The 17,188-nt window shown below is 69.6% G+C and carries 12 protein-coding genes; 8 read left to right on the top strand and 4 right to left on the bottom strand.

Annotation, left to right across the window (positions count from 1 at the left end):
* The first annotated feature begins 38 nt into the window (after positions 1–38).
* Both ABIA32_RS10890 and ABIA32_RS10885 read left to right on the top strand, forming a co-directional pair.
* Entirely contained in the window at positions 39–1,355 is a 1,317-nt protein-coding gene (locus ABIA32_RS10890) for a SpoIIE family protein phosphatase (RefSeq protein WP_370093815.1), read from the top strand.
* 353 nt (positions 1,356–1,708) lie between these two features.
* Positions 1,709–4,162: a SpoIIE family protein phosphatase gene (locus ABIA32_RS10885; protein WP_370093814.1), complete on the top strand. Its 2,454-nt coding sequence runs from the start codon at positions 1,709–1,711 to the stop codon at positions 4,160–4,162.
* A 165-nt stretch (positions 4,163–4,327) separates the two neighbouring features.
* Here the strand turns inward: ABIA32_RS10885 and ABIA32_RS10880 are convergent, their stop codons facing one another.
* The 4 genes from ABIA32_RS10880 to ABIA32_RS10865 form a co-directional block, all read right to left on the bottom strand.
* Positions 4,328–5,092 (bottom strand): succinate dehydrogenase/fumarate reductase iron-sulfur subunit, encoded by a 765-nt coding sequence (locus tag ABIA32_RS10880; RefSeq protein ID WP_370093794.1) that lies wholly within the window; start codon positions 5,090–5,092, stop codon positions 4,328–4,330.
* Positions 5,089–7,047: a fumarate reductase/succinate dehydrogenase flavoprotein subunit gene (locus ABIA32_RS10875; protein ID WP_370093793.1), complete on the bottom strand. Its 1,959-nt coding sequence runs from the start codon at positions 7,045–7,047 to the stop codon at positions 5,089–5,091. The genes ABIA32_RS10880 and ABIA32_RS10875 overlap by 4 nt, the downstream gene beginning before the upstream one ends.
* Before the next feature lie 19 nt (positions 7,048–7,066).
* Positions 7,067–7,903 (bottom strand): hypothetical protein, encoded by an 837-nt coding sequence (locus ABIA32_RS10870; protein WP_370093792.1) that lies wholly within the window; start codon positions 7,901–7,903, stop codon positions 7,067–7,069.
* Between the two features lie 68 nt (positions 7,904–7,971).
* Positions 7,972–8,220, bottom strand: coding sequence for a hypothetical protein (locus tag ABIA32_RS10865; protein ID WP_370093791.1), 249 nt, complete (start codon positions 8,218–8,220; stop codon positions 7,972–7,974).
* Positions 8,221–8,472: 252 nt separating this feature from the next.
* Between ABIA32_RS10865 and ABIA32_RS10860 the strand changes: the two genes are divergently transcribed.
* The 6 genes from ABIA32_RS10860 (at position 8,473) to ABIA32_RS10835 (ending at position 17,181) form a co-directional block, all read left to right on the top strand.
* Positions 8,473–10,218 (top strand): ABC transporter family substrate-binding protein, encoded by a 1,746-nt coding sequence (locus ABIA32_RS10860; RefSeq protein ID WP_370093790.1) that lies wholly within the window; start codon positions 8,473–8,475, stop codon positions 10,216–10,218.
* A 101-nt stretch (positions 10,219–10,319) separates the two neighbouring features.
* Entirely contained in the window at positions 10,320–10,910 is a 591-nt protein-coding gene (locus ABIA32_RS10855; protein ID WP_370093789.1) for a Uma2 family endonuclease, read from the top strand.
* Between the two features lie 276 nt (positions 10,911–11,186).
* Complete coding sequence (typA, locus tag ABIA32_RS10850; RefSeq protein WP_370093788.1) at positions 11,187–13,055, top strand: translational GTPase TypA; 1,869 nt, start codon at positions 11,187–11,189, stop codon at positions 13,053–13,055.
* A 438-nt stretch (positions 13,056–13,493) separates the two neighbouring features.
* Complete coding sequence (locus ABIA32_RS10845) at positions 13,494–15,137, top strand: ABC transporter substrate-binding protein (protein WP_370093787.1); 1,644 nt, start codon at positions 13,494–13,496, stop codon at positions 15,135–15,137.
* Positions 15,138–15,236: 99 nt separating this feature from the next.
* Entirely contained in the window at positions 15,237–16,160 is a 924-nt protein-coding gene (locus tag ABIA32_RS10840) for an ABC transporter permease (protein ID WP_370093786.1), read from the top strand.
* On the top strand, positions 16,153–17,181 hold the full coding sequence (locus tag ABIA32_RS10835) for an ABC transporter permease (RefSeq protein ID WP_370093785.1): 1,029 nt from the start codon (positions 16,153–16,155) through the stop codon (positions 17,179–17,181). The genes ABIA32_RS10840 and ABIA32_RS10835 overlap by 8 nt, the downstream gene beginning before the upstream one ends.
* Positions 17,182–17,188: the final 7 nt, after the last annotated feature.

Raw genomic sequence — 17,188 nt, 5'->3', positions numbered from 1 at the left:
CCTTTGGCGCCTCGGGCAGCGAGTCCGCCTCCGGCGCGGTGGGTTCCGGAGCTGTCGCGGGTGGTGCAGTCCCGGGGGGAGCGTCTGAGGGGCTCGGCATCGCGGGCCCGGGCCGGGAGGCTGGCCCGAGCGCGGCGGGTGCCTTTGGCGCCTCGGGCAGCGAGTCCGCCTCCGGCGCGGTGGGTTCCGGAGCTGTCGCGGGTGGTGCAGTCCCGGGGGGAGCGTCTGAGGGGCTCAGCATCGTGGGTCGGGGCCGGGAGGCTGCCCCGAGCGCGGCGGCGGGTGCCTTCGGGGCATCGGGCAGCGAGTCCGCCTCCGGCACCGCGGGTTCCGGAGCTTCCGCTGCGGGCGGCCCAGGCGGCCCGGGTGTCAGGGGCCTGGAGCGAGCCCCTGAGGGGCGCGGCATCGCGGGCCCGGGCCGGGAGGCCGCCCCGAGCGCGGCGGGCAGCGAGTCCGTCGGCGTTTCGAGCTCCGCGGCCGTCCCGGGTTCGCCAGGGGCAGGGGATGGCTCCGCCGGTGTCAGCCCTTCGGCTGCGAGCGCACCGGATGCCTCCGTCCCGTCGGGGCCGCGGGAGAGCGCCAGGGTGGGTGCCTCGGGTGTCGTGGGGAGTGGGCGTGCCGCGCACGTCGTGCGTGGGGGTGGGCTCGGGGGTGGGACGGCGCATCTGCTGGCGCTGCCGTCCGGGGCGCCGTTGGGGGTGGGCGGCGTGCCGTTCGAATGCACCGAGCTGACCGTGCCGGAGGGCAGCCTGCTGGCCCTCTACACGGACGGCCTGGTCGAGTCGCGCACGGAGGACATCGACGTGGGTACGCGCCGGCTGAGCGCCGTGCTGGAGCTTCCGCACGCCTCCGTCGAGGACGCCTGCGAGGCGGTCGTGCGGACGCTCGACCAGGGCCAGGAGCCGGACGACGTCGCGCTGCTGCTGGCCCGCCTCGGCGGCGCGCCGGGGCCCGCCGCCGAGCGGGAGGCGGAGTGGCCGCTCAGCGCCGAGCCGTCCGCCCCGGCCCTCGCCCGCCGCCTGGTCCGGCAGACGCTCCGCGACTGGACGCTCGAACCGCTGCTGGACACCGCGGAACTGCTGGTCAGCGAGCTGGTCACGAACGCCGTCCGGTACGCGCGGGCACCGATCGGGCTGCGGCTCACGCTCGCCAGCACGCTGCTGGTCGAGGTCGCTGACCCGCTGCCCGACCCGCCGCTCGAGCGCCAGGCGGCCGGCACCGACGAGGGCGGCCGCGGCCTGCAGTTGGTCCACCGGCTCGCCTACCGCTGGGGCACCCGCGCCGAGGGTGGCGGCAAGGTCGTCTGGTTCGAGCAGACGCTGCCGGACGGCGTCGGAGGCGTCGACGGCCCGTGATCAGGCTCGCCGGTTCAACTACCTCCCGCTCGGTCGGACTGAGGCGTAAGGTTCCGATTCCGGACACTCCGTGAAGAGAAGTGCCGGGAGTCGCGCGGTGTTTCATCGCTCGATTTGATGTTGAGTGCCTCGGGGCGTATGCGACTCCGTCGAGATGATGAATACTCGGAACGCGACACCCTCCCCCAGCCTTCGGCTGGGAGGTGCCCCCTCGCCGATCGCCGGAGGAGTCGAGGTTGAGCGACACGCCGTCACGCGAAGCCGCCGAGACGGCTGCCCGCGCGCCCGGGGCAGGCACGGATGCCGTCATCCCGCACCCGACCGCCGAGGCCAGCCCGCTGGATGCCGCGTCGGTGAGCGCCCTGCCGCTGGACGCCGAGGGCCGGCTCTGGGGACACGGCGAACCGGGATCGATCTACGACTACATACAGGTCGCTGCCTTCTCCATCGACGCGGACGGGCTGGTCAGCCAGTGGAGCGACCGGGCCGCCGAGTTCTTCGGGCTGCCCGCCCAGGACGTCGTCGGCTGCGACCCGGTCACCACCTTCGCCCCGCGCGAGCTGTGGCGGCGCGGCCGTGAACGGATGGGCGAGATCCTGGCCGGCAAGGAGTGGGTCGGCACCGCGCCCTACCGCGACAGCGACGGCGAGGAGCGCGTCGCCGAGCTCTACCTGATGCCCGCGCAGGGCCCCGACGGGCGGGCCGGCGTCGTCTGCATGGCCGTCGACCTGCGCAAGCTGCGTGCCATCGAGACCGAGCTGGCCGCCTCCGAGGCGGTCTTCGGCCAGGCCCCGACCGGCTTCGTGCTCTTCGACCGCGAGGGCCGGATCCAGCGGGTCAACGACAGCTTCGCCGAGGCTCTCGGCGTCCAATCGGTGGACCTGACCGGGCTCACCGTGCACGAGCTGATGTCGCCCAAGGACGCAGGCCGCCTCGCCCGCGCCCTCGACGAAGTGCTGCTGACCGGTGACCCGGTCGTCGACCTGCACTTCGCCGGGGAGATCCCCAGCCGTCCGGGCAGACGCCGCTGGTCCATCTCGCTCTACCGGCTGCTCAGCGCCACCGACCGGCCGATGGGCGTGGCCGGCCAGGTCGTCGACGTCACCGGCCGCGCCCGCGCGGAGCGCGAGGCGGCCAGCGCGCGGCGCAGCCTCGCCCTGCTGAACGAGGCCAGCGGCCACATCGGCTCCACGCTCGACCTGGAGACGACTGCGAGGGAGCTGCTGGACGTCACCGTCCCCGGCTTCTGCGACGTGGCCACCGTCGATCTCTACAACGCCGTGCTCACCGCCGACGCCGAGGGCCGCCGGGTCGACGACGGCGACGGCACCGGTGAGCTGCGCCGGGTCGCCTCGGCCAGCACCGTCCACCACGACGGCGCGCCCACGCCCGCCGCGGAGGTCGGTGGCGCGTTCTGCTACCCGCCGCGCTCCCCGTACGCGAAGGCGCTGCGCACCGGCCGCAGCCTCACACTGACCGGTCCCGGCAACCCGGACCCCAACCCGCTGATTCACAGCGCGGTCGTGGTGCCGATCGTGGCGCGGGAGAAGGTGCTCGGCCTGGTCCACCTCTCGCGGGCCAAGGGCAGCGAGCCCTTCGACACCCGCGACGTCGCGATCGCGACGGAGCTGGTCGCGCGGGCGGCGGTGTGTATCGACAATGCCCGCCTGTACCGCCGTGAACACGAGCGCGCGCTCATCCTGCAGCGCTCCCTGTTGCCCCCGGGCAACCCGGCCGCGTCCGGTCTGGAGATCGCCTGCCGCTACCGCCCTGCGGGCAGCGGCACGGAGGTCGGCGGCGACTGGTTCGACGTGATCCCGCTGCCGGGCAATCGCACCGCGCTGGTGGTCGGCGACGTGATGGGGCGTGGCCTGCGCGCGGCCGTTGCGATGGGCCAACTGCGCACCGCTGTGCGGACCCTTGCGATGCTGGACCTGGACCCTGCGGAGGTGCTGACCCAGCTCGACGAGATCGCCAGGGGCCTGAGCGCCGACCCGGAGTCGGACGACGGCCAGTCGGCCGAGCTGTACCTGGCGACCTGCGTCTACGCGGTCTACGACGCGGTCACGCGCCGCTGCACGATCGCGAACGCGGGTCACCTGCCGCCGGTCGTGGTCGACCCTGCGGCCGGCGACGCCCCGGCGCTGATGCTGGACGTCCCCGAGGGGCTGCCGCTCGGCGTCGGCGGGGAGCCGTTCGAGGAGGTCGTCGTCGATCTTCCTGACGGCGCGCTGTTCGGGCTCTACACGGACGGACTGGTCGAGTCCCGCACGCACCCGCTGGAGGAGGGCCTCTCCGCGCTGCGCTCGGCGCTGAGCGGACCACCGCGGCAGCTCGAAGCGCTCTGCGACCAGCTCCTGACGGAGCTCGACCCGCACCACGGCGAGGACGACATCGCCCTCCTCATGGCCCGTGTCTGCGCGCTCCCGAGCAACTCCGTGGGCGACTGGATCCTCCCCTCGGAGCCCACGTCGGTGGCCCGCGCCCGGGAACTGGCCTGCGGCTGGCTGCTGGCCTGCGGCCTGGACGAGCTGGTCGACACGGTCGAACTGCTGGTCAGCGAGCTGGCGACGAACGCGCTGCGACACGGACGCGGAGACATCCGCGTCAGGTTGCTGCGGGATTCCGTCCTGGTCTGCGAAGTCTGGGACAACGGCTACGCCCAACCCCGCCAACGGCGCGCCAGGGACACCGACGAGGGCGGCCGCGGCCTGCAGCTGGTCAGCCTGCTCGCTGACCGCTGGGGGAGCCGACGCACGCCCAACGGCAAAGCCGTCTGGTTCGAACTCGCCATCCCTGAACTGTAGGCAGCGGGGAAGTTGCACCATCAGGGGCGCGGGGCTCTGCTCGATGAACTGCGTGCGCGAGCAACCACCCTGTGCGGATGGCCCTGCTCGTTCGGGGACTCACCACCTCAGTGGCTCGTCGCGCACGCAGTTGATCAAGCAGAGCCCCGCGCCCCCGGCGGTGGCTCAGCGCCGGCGTGAAATCTTGCTGCCCAGCCAGACCAGCGGGTCGTACTTCCGGTCAACCGCACGTTCCTTCAAGGGAATCAGCGCATTGTCCGTGATCTTGATGCCCTCCGGGCAGACCTCCGTGCAGCACTTGGTGATGTTGCACATGCCCAGTCCGTGTTCCTCCACCGCCGTCCGTTTCCGGTCCAGCCCGGATTCCGCCGCGGCGTCCAGCGGGTGCATGTCCAGTTCCGCCACCCGCATCAGGAAGCGCGGGCCCGCGAACGCGGGCTTGTTCTCCTCGTGGTCGCGGACCACGTGGCAGGTGTCCTGGCACAGGAAGCACTCGATGCACTTGCGGAACTCCTGCGAGCGGTTCACATCCTCCTGCTGCATTCGGTACTCGCCGGGCGCAAGCCCCTGCGGCGGCACGAAGGACGGGACCTCCCGGGCCTTCTGGTAGTTGAACCCCACGTCCGTCACCAGGTCCCGCAGTACGGGGAAGGCCCGCATCGGGGTGATCGTCACCGTCTCGTCGGCCGGCAGCGTCGACATCCGGGTCATGCACATCAGCCGCGGGCGGCCGTTGATCTCCGCGCTGCACGAGCCGCACTTGCCGGCCTTGCAGTTCCAGCGCACCGCGAGGTCCGGCGCCTGGGTCGCCTGGATCCGGTGGACGACGTCGAGGACGACCTCGCCCTCGTTCACCTCGACCTGGAAGTCCGTCAGCCCGCCGCCCTCGGCGTCGCCGCGCCAGACGCGGAACGTGGCCTCGTAGCTCAATGTCCCGCTCCGTTCGTGCTCGGCTCGTCGGCGTCGTTCTCCGCACGCTGCGGCGGCAGGTCCTTGGCCGGCAACTCGTCCTCGGTCAGGTACTTCTTCAGCTCGTCCACAGCGAACAGCGCCAGCAGGTCCTCGCGGATCGGCGGGTTCGCCTTCCGCTGCACCGTGATCGCGCCGTCGGCCGCACTCGGCTTGTCGGCGAGCGAGCAGATCAGGTTGACCCGGCGCCACTCCGCCGCCATCTCCGGGTGGTCCTCGCGGGTGTGGCCGCCGCGGCTCTCCGTGCGTTCCAGCGCGGCCCGCGCCACGCACTCGGAGACCAGCAGCATGTTGCGCAGATCCAGGGCCAGGTGCCAGCCGGGGTTGAACTGCCGGTGGCCCTCGACGACCGCCGCGTCCGCGCGCTCGCGCAGCGCGGCGAGGCGCTGCAGCGCCTCAGCCATCTCGCCCTCCCGGCGGATGATGCCGACCAGGTCGTTCATCGACTGCTGCAGCTCCTGGTGGAGCGTATAGGGGTTCTCGCCGCCGGTGCCCTCGAAGGGCGCCAGCGCCTCGGCCGCCGCCGCGTCGATCTGCTCCTGGTCCACCGCCGGCCGGTCGTCCGCCAGCGCCGCCGCGTACTCCGCCGCGTGCAGGCCGGCCCGGCGGCCGAAGACCAGCAGGTCGGAGAGGGAGTTGCCGCCCAGCCGGTTGGAGCCGTGCATGCCGCCGGCGACCTCGCCCGCCGCGTACAGGCCCGCCACGCTGGACGAGCCCGTGTCCGGGTCGACCTCGACGCCGCCCATGACGTAGTGACAGGTCGGGCCCACCTCCATCGGCTCGGCCGTGATGTCGACGTCCGCCAGCTCCTTGAACTGGTGGTGCATCGACGGCAGCCGTCGCCGGATCTCCTCCGCGGGCAGCCGCGTCGAGACGTCCAGGAAGACGCCGCCGTGCGGAGTGCCGCGACCGGCCTTGACCTCGCTGTTGATGGCCCGCGCGACCTCGTCGCGCGGCAGCAGCTCAGGGGGACGACGGTTGTTGGCCTGGTCGGCGTACCAGCGGTCGCCCTCCTCCTCCGACTGCGCGTACTTCTCGCGGAAGACGTCGGGGATGTAGTCGAACATGAAGCGCTTGCCGTCGCTGTTGCGCAGCACCCCGCCGTCGCCACGCACCGACTCGGTGACCAGGATGCCCTTCACCGAGGGCGGCCAGACCATCCCGGTGGGGTGGAACTGGACGAACTCCATGTTCAGCAGGGTGGCTCCGGCGAGCAGCGCCAGCGCGTGGCCGTCACCCGTGTACTCCCAGGAGTTGGAGGTCACCTTGAACGACTTGCCGATGCCGCCCGTCGCGAGCACGACCGCCGGGGACCCGATGACGAAGAAACGCCCGGACTCCCGCTGGTAGCCGAAAACCCCGCTCACACGATCGCCGTCTTTCAAGACGCGCGTGACTGTGTACTCCTGGAAGACCTTGATTCGCGCCTCGTAGTCGCCGTGCTCGCGGAAGTCCTCCTGCTGCAGACTGACGATCTTCTGCTGCAGGGTGCGGATCAGCTCCAGCCCGGTCCGGTCGCCGACGTGCGCGAGGCGCGGGTACTCGTGGCCGCCGAAGTTGCGCTGCGAGATCTTGCCGTCCTTGGTGCGGTCGAAGAGCGCACCCCAGGTCTCCAGCTCCCAGACCCGCTCGGGGGCCTCCTTGGCGTGCAGCTCTGCCATCCGCCAGTGGTTGAGGAACTTGCCGCCGCGCATCGTGTCGCGGAAGTGCACCTGCCAGTTGTCCTGGTCGTTGACGTTGCCCATGCTGGCGGCGATGCCGCCCTCGGCCATCACCGTGTGGGCCTTGCCGAACAACGATTTGCAGATGATCGCTGTGCGCTTGCCCTGCTCGCGGGCCTCGATCGCGGCCCGCAGTCCGGCGCCGCCGGCTCCCACCACCACCACGTCGTAGACGTGGCGCTCCACCTCGGTCATTGCGTGATTCCTTCGAAGACTAAAAGAAGCGGGGATCGCTGAACGCGCCGCTCGCCAGCAGGTAGACGTACAGATCGGCCAGGCCCACGCTGACCAGGGAGGCCCAGGCGAGCTGCATGTGACGGGCGGTGAGCTTCCCCACCCACGTCCAGAGCTTGTAGCGGACCGGGTGCCGGGAGAAGTGCCGCAGCCGACCGCCGACGATGTGCCGGCAGGAGTGGCAGGAGGCTGTGTACGCCCAGATCAGCACGATGTTGGCGAGCAGCACCAGCGTGCCGAGGCCCATGTGTCCCCAGTGGCCCTGCGCGTCACGGAAGCTGAGGACCACGTCGTAGGTGAGGATCCCGGCGACCACGATCGCGAAGTAGAAGAAGTAGCGGTGGATGTTCTGCAGCACCAGCGGGAACTTCGTCTCGCCGCTGTAGCTGGCGTGCGGCTCGGCCACCGCGCAGGCCGGCGGGGATGCCCAGAAGGACCGGTAGTAGGCCTTGCGGTAGTAGTAGCAGGTCATCCGGAAGCCCAGCGGGAAGACCAGCACGATCAGCGCGGGGGAGAGCTGCCACCAGCTGCCGAAGAGCGCCCAGTCCGCGCCGCCGTTCATCTTCGGGCAGTTGGCCGCGAGGCAGGGGGAGTAGAAGGGCGAGACGTAGGGGGCGGCGTAGGCGGTGTGCAGGCCGAAGAAGGCCCGCCAGGTCGAGTACACGATGAACGCCAGCAGCGCCGCTGCCGTCATCACCTGCGGAAGCCACCAGCGGTCCAGCCGCAGGTGCCGCTGCGGGATGGCCGCGCGCCCAGGGGAGTGGACCCCCCGCTCGGCTTTCTCTGGGGCCTCGGGGGGCCTGATCTCCGTGGTCACTGCCTTCTTCGTCCTCTCCTGGGGCGGCCCGCGATGCGCTGTTCCGTGCCTCACATCTGGGACGTGCGTTACGGGCGCCGTCTGCCGATGCCTTCGTCTTCCGCGTCCTGCCACATCGCCGGGTCGTACGGCGTGTCGGGGATCTCGATCACCGCCCTGCCCGGCTCAGCCGGGTGCTGCTCGGGGAGGCCGGGCGGCGGCAGGCAGTCCCGCAACCGCGACAGGGCGAGCCGCGTCGCATCGACGGCTCGGTCCAGCTCCTCCAGTCGGCGGTGTGCCTCCGCCAGGCCGACCGGACCGGTCATGTTCGAGGACATGCCTGTGCTCCCCTCCACGCGATGGAAGATCACGCTTGTGGTGTGCGGCCTGATATGGCGTCAGGGAACGCGCGCAAGCGAGTGTGACCCCGATCACCGTGGATTGAAAAGGCCTTGCTCACGATTGGCGGATTACATCCGTACGGCGCGCGCCCCCGGGCGGCGCAATCCGCTGCCCCGAACGAGTGGCCTCCGGTCCATGTTTCGACGTGTCGTCAGTCTTCGTGCAGCTACAGCGTCTTGAGTGGGCTCGTGGTCCATCGCAACGCGTTCCCCTCCCTTCCTCGTGAGACCTTCGCCGGCATGCTGGCCGCGGCCGTCGCCGTCACGCTCGCGGCCTGCTCCACCGGCGGCACGGCCGGCGTCCGCGTCGACGACCTCACCCGTGCCGACCGTGCCGCCGTCGCGCAGGGCGGCACACTGCGCTGGGCGGTGGACACGGTCCCGGCCACGCTCAACGCCTTCCGGGCCGACGCCGGCCCCGCCACCGCGCTGGCCGCGGGAGCGCTGCTGCCGACGCTGTTCACGCTGGACGCGCACGGCCGGGCCACGCCCGACGCGGACTACCTGGCCGGCGCCGACCAGACCTCCCGCTCGCCGCAGACGGTCGTCTACACGCTCAACCCCAAGGCCGTCTGGTCCGACGGCAAGCCCCTGGGCGTCGCGGACTTCGCCGGCCAGTGGCATGCACTCAGCGGCGCTGACCCCGCCTTCGCCGCGGCGGGCACCGCCCACGCCGACGGCTACGACAGCATCGCGTCGGTGACGCCGGGGGAGAAGCCGAATCAGGTCAAGGTCGTCTTCGCCAAGCCGTACGCGCCCTGGCGCAGCCTGTTCACACCGCTCTACCCGGCCGCGGCGACGGCCACCCCGCAGACCTTCGCGGACGGCCAGAAGAGCTCGCTGAGCGCGGACGCCGGGCCGTTCACGCTCCGCGGCGCAGCTGGCGAGGACGGGCAGGGCCAGACGCTCACGGTCGTGCGCAATCCGCGGTGGTGGAGTCAGCCTGCCAAGCTCGACGCGATCGCGTTCACGGCGCTCGCCGCGAACGACGCGGCTTCGGCGCTCTCCGCACGGAAGGTGGACGTCGCCGACCTCAGCCGGGCGGCGGACGACTCCGGCGACGCGCCCGAGGCCACCTCCGGCACCCGCGTGCAGCGCGCGGCAGCGCCCGACTACCTCGGCATCGCCTTCAACGGCGGCACCGGCCTGCTCGCCGACCCCGACCTGCGCCGCGCGGTCGCCGACGCGGTCGACCGCCAAGCCATCGCGGACGCGGTACTGAAGCCGCTGGGCCTGCCCGCCGTGCCGCTCGGCAACCACCTGCTCATGGCGGACCAGCAGGGCTACCAGGACGACGCGGCGGCGCTCGGCGCGAGCGCGGACAACGCGGCGAAGCTGCTGGACGCCGCCGGCTGGAAACTCGGCGCCCACGGCGACGCGGCCCAGATCTCCACCCGCGCGAAGGACGCCAAGCCGCTCTCCCTCACCCTGCTGACCCGCGTCGGCTCGGCGCGGGAGGCGGCGATCGCGAAGCTGCTCACCGCCCAGCTGGGCCAGGTCGGCATCGGCCTCCAGACGAAGGCGGTCCCGGCGACGGGCTTCTTCACCGAGCACGTCGCCGCGGGTGACTTCGACCTGGCTCTGGTGGACTGGCCGGCCTCCCGCTTCCCGATCGCGGACGAACGGGCGCTCTTCGCCAAACCGCAGGTCAACCAGGACGGCTCGCTCTCGGTGGGGCAGAACCTGGCCGCCACCGGCACGGACGAGATCGACCAGCTCCTCGCCAAGGCGGTGGCGACGACGGACCAGTCGGACGCGACCCGGCTGATCAACGAGGCCGACATCCGCATCTGGCAGGCGGCGCCGTCGCTGCCCCTCTTCCAGAGCCCGGAGCTGATCGGCACCCGCGACAACGTGGTCAACGCGGGCGCCTTCGGCCTGGCGACTCCGCGCTGGCAGGACATCGGCTTCGCGGCGTCGCAGGTCAAACACTGATCGGCGGGCCGAGAAGGCGAAAGCTCCGACTTCGCACACGAAAGGATGACTGCGCCGGGTAGGACTGTCGATACGCTGGCAGCAGCGCCAGACTCTCGCTCATGGGAGGAATCATGACCGCCGAGCCGCTTCCCGACTGGGTGATCCCGCCGTACGAGGGGTACACCGCCGAGGACCTCGACCGGATTCCCGACCTGCCTCCCCATACCGAGCTGATCGACGGGAGTCTGGTCATCGCGAGTCCGCAACGCCGTTTTCATGATGCTGCGATGTTTCTGTTGCAGACAGGCTTGCGGGCCTCCGCGCCCGACGGATGGCGTGCGGTGCGGGAGATGACCGTGAAGCTGAACCGGCGCAACCGGCCTGAGCCCGACGTCCTCGTCGTGCGGGAGAGTGCCGCTGCCGACCTCGAGGCGACCGCCTACCGCCCGGACGACGTCCTCCTCGCCGTCGAGGTCGTGTCTCCCGACTCTGAGGAGCGTGACCGCAAGCGGAAGCCGCAGCTCTACGCCGAGGCCGGGATCCCGCACTTCTGGCGTGTCGAGGACGAGGACGGTCGCATGATCGTCTACACGTACGCCCTCGACGCTTCGGTGGCCCAGTACGAGCCGACCGGCATCCACCACGACCGTCTTGCGCTCGCCGTGCCGTTCCCGATCGACATCGACCTCACCGAGATCACGACCTTCTGACTCAGGCCGCTGGCCGCATCGGCGGGAGCTCTTCGACCAGCCGTTCCATGGTCGTGACGCGGGCCGGGCCAGGGCCTTCGCGCACCCGTTCGGCGGCCTGTCATCCACCGTTGGCCGGGCAGCGCGCGAGGAGGCAGGCGTAACCACGTACCATAGGACAAAGCCGTGGCATGTTGTGGTGCCCGGTGGGTGGACCGGCGGCAGTTGCCGCGTGCGAGGCACGCGGGGAGCTCGGCGGGTGCCACGCCCAGTCGATTCGGGAGAACTGTACTCCGTATGCCCACGCGCAATGACATCAGGAACGTCGCCATCGTCGCGCACGTCGACCACGGCAAGACCACGCTGGTCGACGCCATGCTCAAGCAGGCCGGCGCCTTCGCGGCGCACCAGCACCTCGACGACCGGATGATGGACTCCAACGACCTGGAGCGCGAGAAGGGCATCACCATTCTCGCGAAGAACACCGCGGTCAAGTACCACCCCAAGGGTGGTGGCGAGCCCATCACGATCAACATCATCGACACCCCCGGCCACGCCGACTTCGGTGGTGAGGTCGAGCGCGGCCTCTCCATGGTCGACGCCGTCGTGCTGCTGGTGGACGCCTCCGAGGGTCCCCTGCCGCAGACCCGCTTCGTGCTCCGCAAGGCGCTCTCCGCGAAGCTTCCGGTCATCCTCTGCATCAACAAGACGGACCGCCCGGACTCCCGGATCGACGAGGTCGTCAACGAGACCTACGACCTCTTCCTGGACCTGGACGCCGACGAGGACCAGATCGAGTTCCCGATCGTCTACGCCTGCGCGCGTGACGGGATCGCCTCGCTGACCAAGCCGGAGAACGGCACGGTGCCGGCCGACAGCGACAGCCTGGAGCCCTTCTTCTCCACCATCCTGTCTGCTGTCCCGGCCCCGACGTACGACGAGGGGGCTCCCCTCCAGGCCCACGTCACCAACCTGGACGCCGACAACTTCCTCGGCCGCATCGCGCTGCTCCGGGTGGAGCAGGGCGAGCTGAAGAAGGGGCAGACCGTCGCCTGGATCAAGCGCGACGGCAGCATCTCCAACGTCCGCATCACCGAGCTGATGATGACCGAGGCGCTCACCCGCAAGCCGGCCGAGAAGGCCGGTCCGGGCGACATCTGCGCCGTCGCCGGTATCCCGGACATCATGATCGGCGAGACCCTGGCCGACACCGAGAACCCGATCGCGCTGCCGCTGATCACGGTCGACGAGCCGGCCATCTCGATGACCATCGGCACCAACACCTCGCCGCTGGTCGGCAAGGGCGGCAAGGGCCACAAGGTCACCGCGCGCCTGGTCAAGGACCGTCTGGACCGCGAGCTGATCGGTAACGTCTCGCTGCGCGTGCTGCCGACCGAGCGCCCGGACGCCTGGGAGGTGCAGGGCCGTGGTGAGCTGGCGCTGGCCATCCTGGTCGAGACCATGCGTCGGGAAGGCTTCGAGCTGACCGTCGGCAAGCCCGAGGTGGTCACCAAGGAGATCAACGGCAAGCTGCACGAGCCGATCGAGCGCATGACGATCGACTCGCCCGAGGAGCACCTGGGTGCGATCACGCAGCTGATGGCGACCCGCAAGGGCCGCATGGAGACGATGACCAACCACGGCTCCGGCTGGATCCGGATGGAGTGGATCGTCCCGGCCCGTGGCCTGATCGGCTTCCGGACCGAGTTCCTGACGCAGACCCGCGGCACCGGCATCGCGCACTCGATCTTCGAGGGCCACGAGCCGTGGTTCGGCGAGCTGCGTACCCGCAACAACGGCTCCCTGGTCGCCGACCGCGCCGGCGTGGTCACCGCCTTCGCGATGACCAACCTTCAGGAGCGCGGCGTCCTCTTCCTGGACCCGACCACCGAGGTGTACGAGGGCATGATCGTCGGCGAGAACTCTCGCTCCGACGACATGGACGTCAACATCACCAAGGAGAAGAAGCTCACCAACATGCGGTCGTCGAACGCCGACGTCGCCGAGTCGATCGTGCCGCCGCGCAAGCTCTCGCTGGAGCAGTCGCTGGAGTTCTGCCGCGACGACGAGTGCATCGAGGTGACCCCGGAGACCGTGCGCATCCGCAAGGTCGTCCTGGACGCGCAGACCCGCGCCCGTACCCGCGGCCGCGTCGCGAAGGCCTGATCTTCGCAGGTCAGACAGGTCAGACAGGTCGGACAAGGCTGACAAAAGCCGCCGGGAGCCCCGTGCTCCCGGCGGCTTTTGTACGCCGTTCGGACGTCACTCATTGTGATGACATCTCGGCCGAGTGTCAGAGCCGAGGTGTACGGATATCGGTGTCAGGATGGCTCATGGCGGTGTTTCATGTCCGATTCGGTACCCGTTGCACCCACCTGGTGACGCCCGAGTTGCGAGACATAGCTCACAGGCGTGTGATCAAACAGAAATCTCATTTGGTCATAAGCATCGCCGAGAGTGACGGATAGTAGAGAAACGACGCTCGGGTCACCGAGTCGACCGCCGAACCCGGCGGCCGGTTCGCGAGCTCAGGCGCCGCCGCCCAGGGGTGGGCGGAGGCGTCACTGCAACGACTGCAAACAGCACGTCTGAGGAGGCACGTCCATGCGTGGAGCCACGCAAGCGAAGTTCGCCGCTGGGGCCATCGCCATCGCCCTGGCCGCCACGGCCTGCAGCAGCAGTGGGAGCTCCAGCAGCTCCAGCTCGGGCAGCAACGCCAACGGCGTGGTGACCGCATGGTGGGGTGACCCGCAGAACCCGCTGATTCCGACCGACACCAACGAGGTCAACGGCGGCGCCGTCCTCAACATGATCTTCACGGGTCTGCAGACGTACGACCCCAAGACCGGCAAGGCGACGCTGGCCAACGCCGCGTCGATCACCACGAACGACCAGCAGAACTTCACCATCACGCTGAAGCCGGGCTGGAAGTTCAGCGACGGCACCACGGTGACCGCCAGCTCCTACGTGGACGCCTGGAACTACGGTGCCTACCTGCCGAACGCGCAGAACAACACCGACCCGTTCTTCACGTCGATCCAGGGCTACTCGGCCGTCCACCCGGCGAGCGGCTCGCCGACGGCCAAGACCATGTCCGGCCTCAAGGTCGTCAACACCAACACCTTCACGGTCGCGCTCACCCAGAAGTTCTCGCTCTGGCCGGACACGCTGGGCTACTCGGCCTTCTACCCGCTGCCCCAGTCCTTCTTCGCGAACCCGAAGGCGTGGGAGGCCAAGCCGGTCGGCAACGGCCCCTACGTGATCAACTCCTGGACCAAGGGCCAGGGCATGCAGCTGCGTCCGAACACGAGCTACTCGGGCACCATCAAGCCGCAGAACGGCGGCATCAACCTCAAGGTCTACACCGACGCCAACGCCGCCTACGCCGACCTGCAGGCCGGCAACCTGGACGTCGACAACGGCCTGTCGAACACCGCGCTGAAGACGGTCCAGTCCGACCTGAACGGCCGCTACCTGAACCAGCCGGCCGGCATCATTCAGACCATCTCGTTCCCGCTCTACCAGAGCGGCTGGAGCTCGGCCAACGCCAAGCTGGTCCGCCAGGGCATCTCGATGGCCATCGACCGCGCGACGGTCACCAAGGTGATCTTCAACAGCACGCGCACCCCCGCCACCGACTGGACCTCCCCCGTCCTCGGCACGGCCGGCGGCTACAGCTCCACGCTCTGCGGCGACGCGTGCACGTACAACCCGACCAAGGCCAAGCAGCTGATTCAGCAGGGCGGCGGCATCCCCGGCGGCCAGCTGACCATCAGCTACAACGCCGACGGCCCGCACAAGGAGTGGGTCGACGCGGTCTGCAACAGCATCAACAACGCGCTGGGCAACACCAGCAGCTGCGTCGGCAGGCCGGTCGGCACCTTCGCGGACTTCCGCAACCAGATCCAGAACAAGCAGATGACCTCCGCCTTCCGCAGTGGTTGGCAGATGGACTACCCGCTGATCCAGGACTTCCTGCAGCCGCTGTACTACACCAACGCGGCGTCGAACGACTCGCACTACAGCAACCCGCAGTTCGACAGCCTGGTCAACCAGGCCAACGCGGCGAGCGACAAGGCCACGGCTGTCTCCGACTTCCAGTCGGCCGAGAAGCTGCTGGTCACCGACATGCCGGCGATCCCGCTCTGGTACCAGAACGGCACCGTCGGCTGGTCCTCGAAGGTCTCCAACGTGATGTTGGACCCGTTCAGCGTGCCGGTCTACACCAGCATCACCGTCAACAAGTAAGTCGTCTGTCCGCCGGCCTCTGACCGCCGCGCGAATCGGGCGGCGGCCGGGAGCCCACGAGGCTCCCGGCCGCCGTCGCGACGAATCCCTGGAGGTTCCATGGGGCGCTACGTCATTCGACGACTGCTCCAGATGATCCCGGTTTTCATCGGGACCACGTTCATCATTTTCGCGATGGTGCACGCGCTCGGTGACCCGGTTGCCGCACTCTTCGGCGACAAGGCACCCGACCCTGCGGTCGCCGCGCAGATCCGTAATCAGCTGGGGCTGAACGATCCGCTCATCGTGCAGTACGGCAACTACATGAAGGGGATCTTCACCGGGAGCCTCGGGAACACCTTCAGCGGGCAGCCGGTGACCGAGCTGCTCAAGACGGCCTACCCGACGACGCTCAAACTCGCGCTCGTAGCCTTCACCATCGAGGTCGTGCTCGGCATCACGCTGGGCGTGATCAGCGGCATGCGTCGCGGAAGGTTCGCGGACACGGGCGTCATGGTGATGACGCTGATCGTCATCTCGATCCCGACCTTCGTCATCGGTTACGTCCTGCAGTACCTCTTCGGCGTGAAGTGGGGCATCGCCGACGCGACGGTTCCGGACGGCGCGCCCTTCTCCTCCCTGATCCTGCCGGGCTTTGTGCTTGCCTCGGTCTCGCTCGCCTACGTGGCGCGGCTCACCCGCACCACCATCGCGGAGAACAGCAAGGCCGACTACGTGCGCACCGCTGTCGCCAAGGGTCTGCCGCGCCGCCGGGTGATCACTCATCACCTGCTGCGCAACTCGCTGATCCCGGTGATCACCTTTCTCGGCACCGACCTCGGTGCCCTGATGGGTGGCGCGCTGGTGACCGAGCGCATCTTCAACATCAAGGGCGTGGGCTACTACCTCTACCAGGGCATCCTGCGTCAGAACACGCCGACCGTGGTCGGTTTCGTGACCGTCCTGGTCATCGTCTTCCTCCTCGCCAACCTGCTCGTCGACCTGCTCTACGCGGTCCTGGACCCGAGGATCCGTTATGCCTGACCAGCAGCCGAACAAGCCGGACGGCGTCCCCGACGACGCGAACACCGAGCTGTCGAGCGCCTTCGCGCAGACTCCCACCCTGGGCGCCATGGAGGTGGAGGGGATGCTCGAAAAGGAAGACCTGCACCACGCCGAAGCGCAATCCTCGGAGTCTGTGGGGATCACTGACCGTGAGGTGCCGCGCAGCCTCTGGCAGGACGCCTGGCGTGAGCTGCGCCGGAACCCGGTCTTCCTGATCTCCGGTGTCCTGATCATCTTCCTGGTGACCGTCGCCTTCTGGCCCGGCCTCTTCGACTCCACCGACCCGCTCTCCTGCAACCTCGCCAACTCGCAGCAGGGGCCGACCTCCGGTCACCCCTTCGGCTTCGACACCCAGGGCTGCGACGTCTACGCCCGCACCGTCCACGGTGCCCGTGCGTCCATCACGGTCGGTGTCTTCGCCACCCTCGGCACCGCCCTGCTGGGCACGATCATGGGCGGGCTGGCCGGCTTCTTCGGCGGCTGGATCGACGCCGTCGTCTCGCGCATCGCGGACATCTTCTTCGGCATCCCGATCCTGCTCGGTGGCCTGGTCTTCCTGTCGGTCATCCCGAGCCGGTCCGTCTGGATCGTGGTCGCCTTCATCGTGGTACTCGGCTGGCCGCAGATCGCCCGTATCGCGCGTGGCGCGGTGATCACCGCGCGTCAGCAGGACTACGTGACGGCCGCGCGCGCGCTCGGCGCGGGCAACTCGCGGCTGATGCTGCGCCACATCCTGCCGAACGCGCTCGCCCCGATCATCGTGGTGGCGACCATCGCGCTGGGCACGTACATCTCGCTGGAGGCCACGCTCTCCTATCTGGGTGTGGGGCTGAAGCCGCCGACGGTCTCGTGGGGCATCGACATCTCGAGCGCCGCGGACACCTTCCGCAACGCGCCGCACATGCTGCTCTTCCCCGCAGGCGCGCTCTGCATCACCATCCTGGCGTTCATCATGCTCGGCGACGCGGTTCGCGACGCTCTCGACCCCAAGCTGCGCTGAGAGAGGC

The organism is Streptacidiphilus sp. MAP12-20, from assembly GCF_041262525.1.
Classification (GTDB): domain Bacteria; phylum Actinomycetota; class Actinomycetes; order Streptomycetales; family Streptomycetaceae; genus Streptacidiphilus.
This window is presented reverse-complemented; position numbering and strand designations above follow the sequence as displayed.

Excerpts from the sequence above, each read along its gene's own strand:
- ABIA32_RS10875 (WP_370093793.1), bottom strand. The coding sequence starts at position 7,047 with ATGACCGAGGTGGAGCGCCACGTCTACGACGTGGTGGTGGTGGGAGCC.
- ABIA32_RS10865 (WP_370093791.1), bottom strand. The coding sequence starts at position 8,220 with ATGTCCTCGAACATGACCGGTCCGGTCGGCCTGGCGGAGGCACACCGC.
- ABIA32_RS10855 (WP_370093789.1), top strand. The coding sequence starts at position 10,320 with ATGGGAGGAATCATGACCGCCGAGCCGCTTCCCGACTGGGTGATCCCG.
- typA (WP_370093788.1), top strand. The coding sequence starts at position 11,187 with ATGCCCACGCGCAATGACATCAGGAACGTCGCCATCGTCGCGCACGTC.
- ABIA32_RS10845 (WP_370093787.1), top strand. The coding sequence starts at position 13,494 with ATGCGTGGAGCCACGCAAGCGAAGTTCGCCGCTGGGGCCATCGCCATC.
- ABIA32_RS10840 (WP_370093786.1), top strand. The coding sequence starts at position 15,237 with ATGGGGCGCTACGTCATTCGACGACTGCTCCAGATGATCCCGGTTTTC.
- ABIA32_RS10835 (WP_370093785.1), top strand. The coding sequence starts at position 16,153 with ATGCCTGACCAGCAGCCGAACAAGCCGGACGGCGTCCCCGACGACGCG.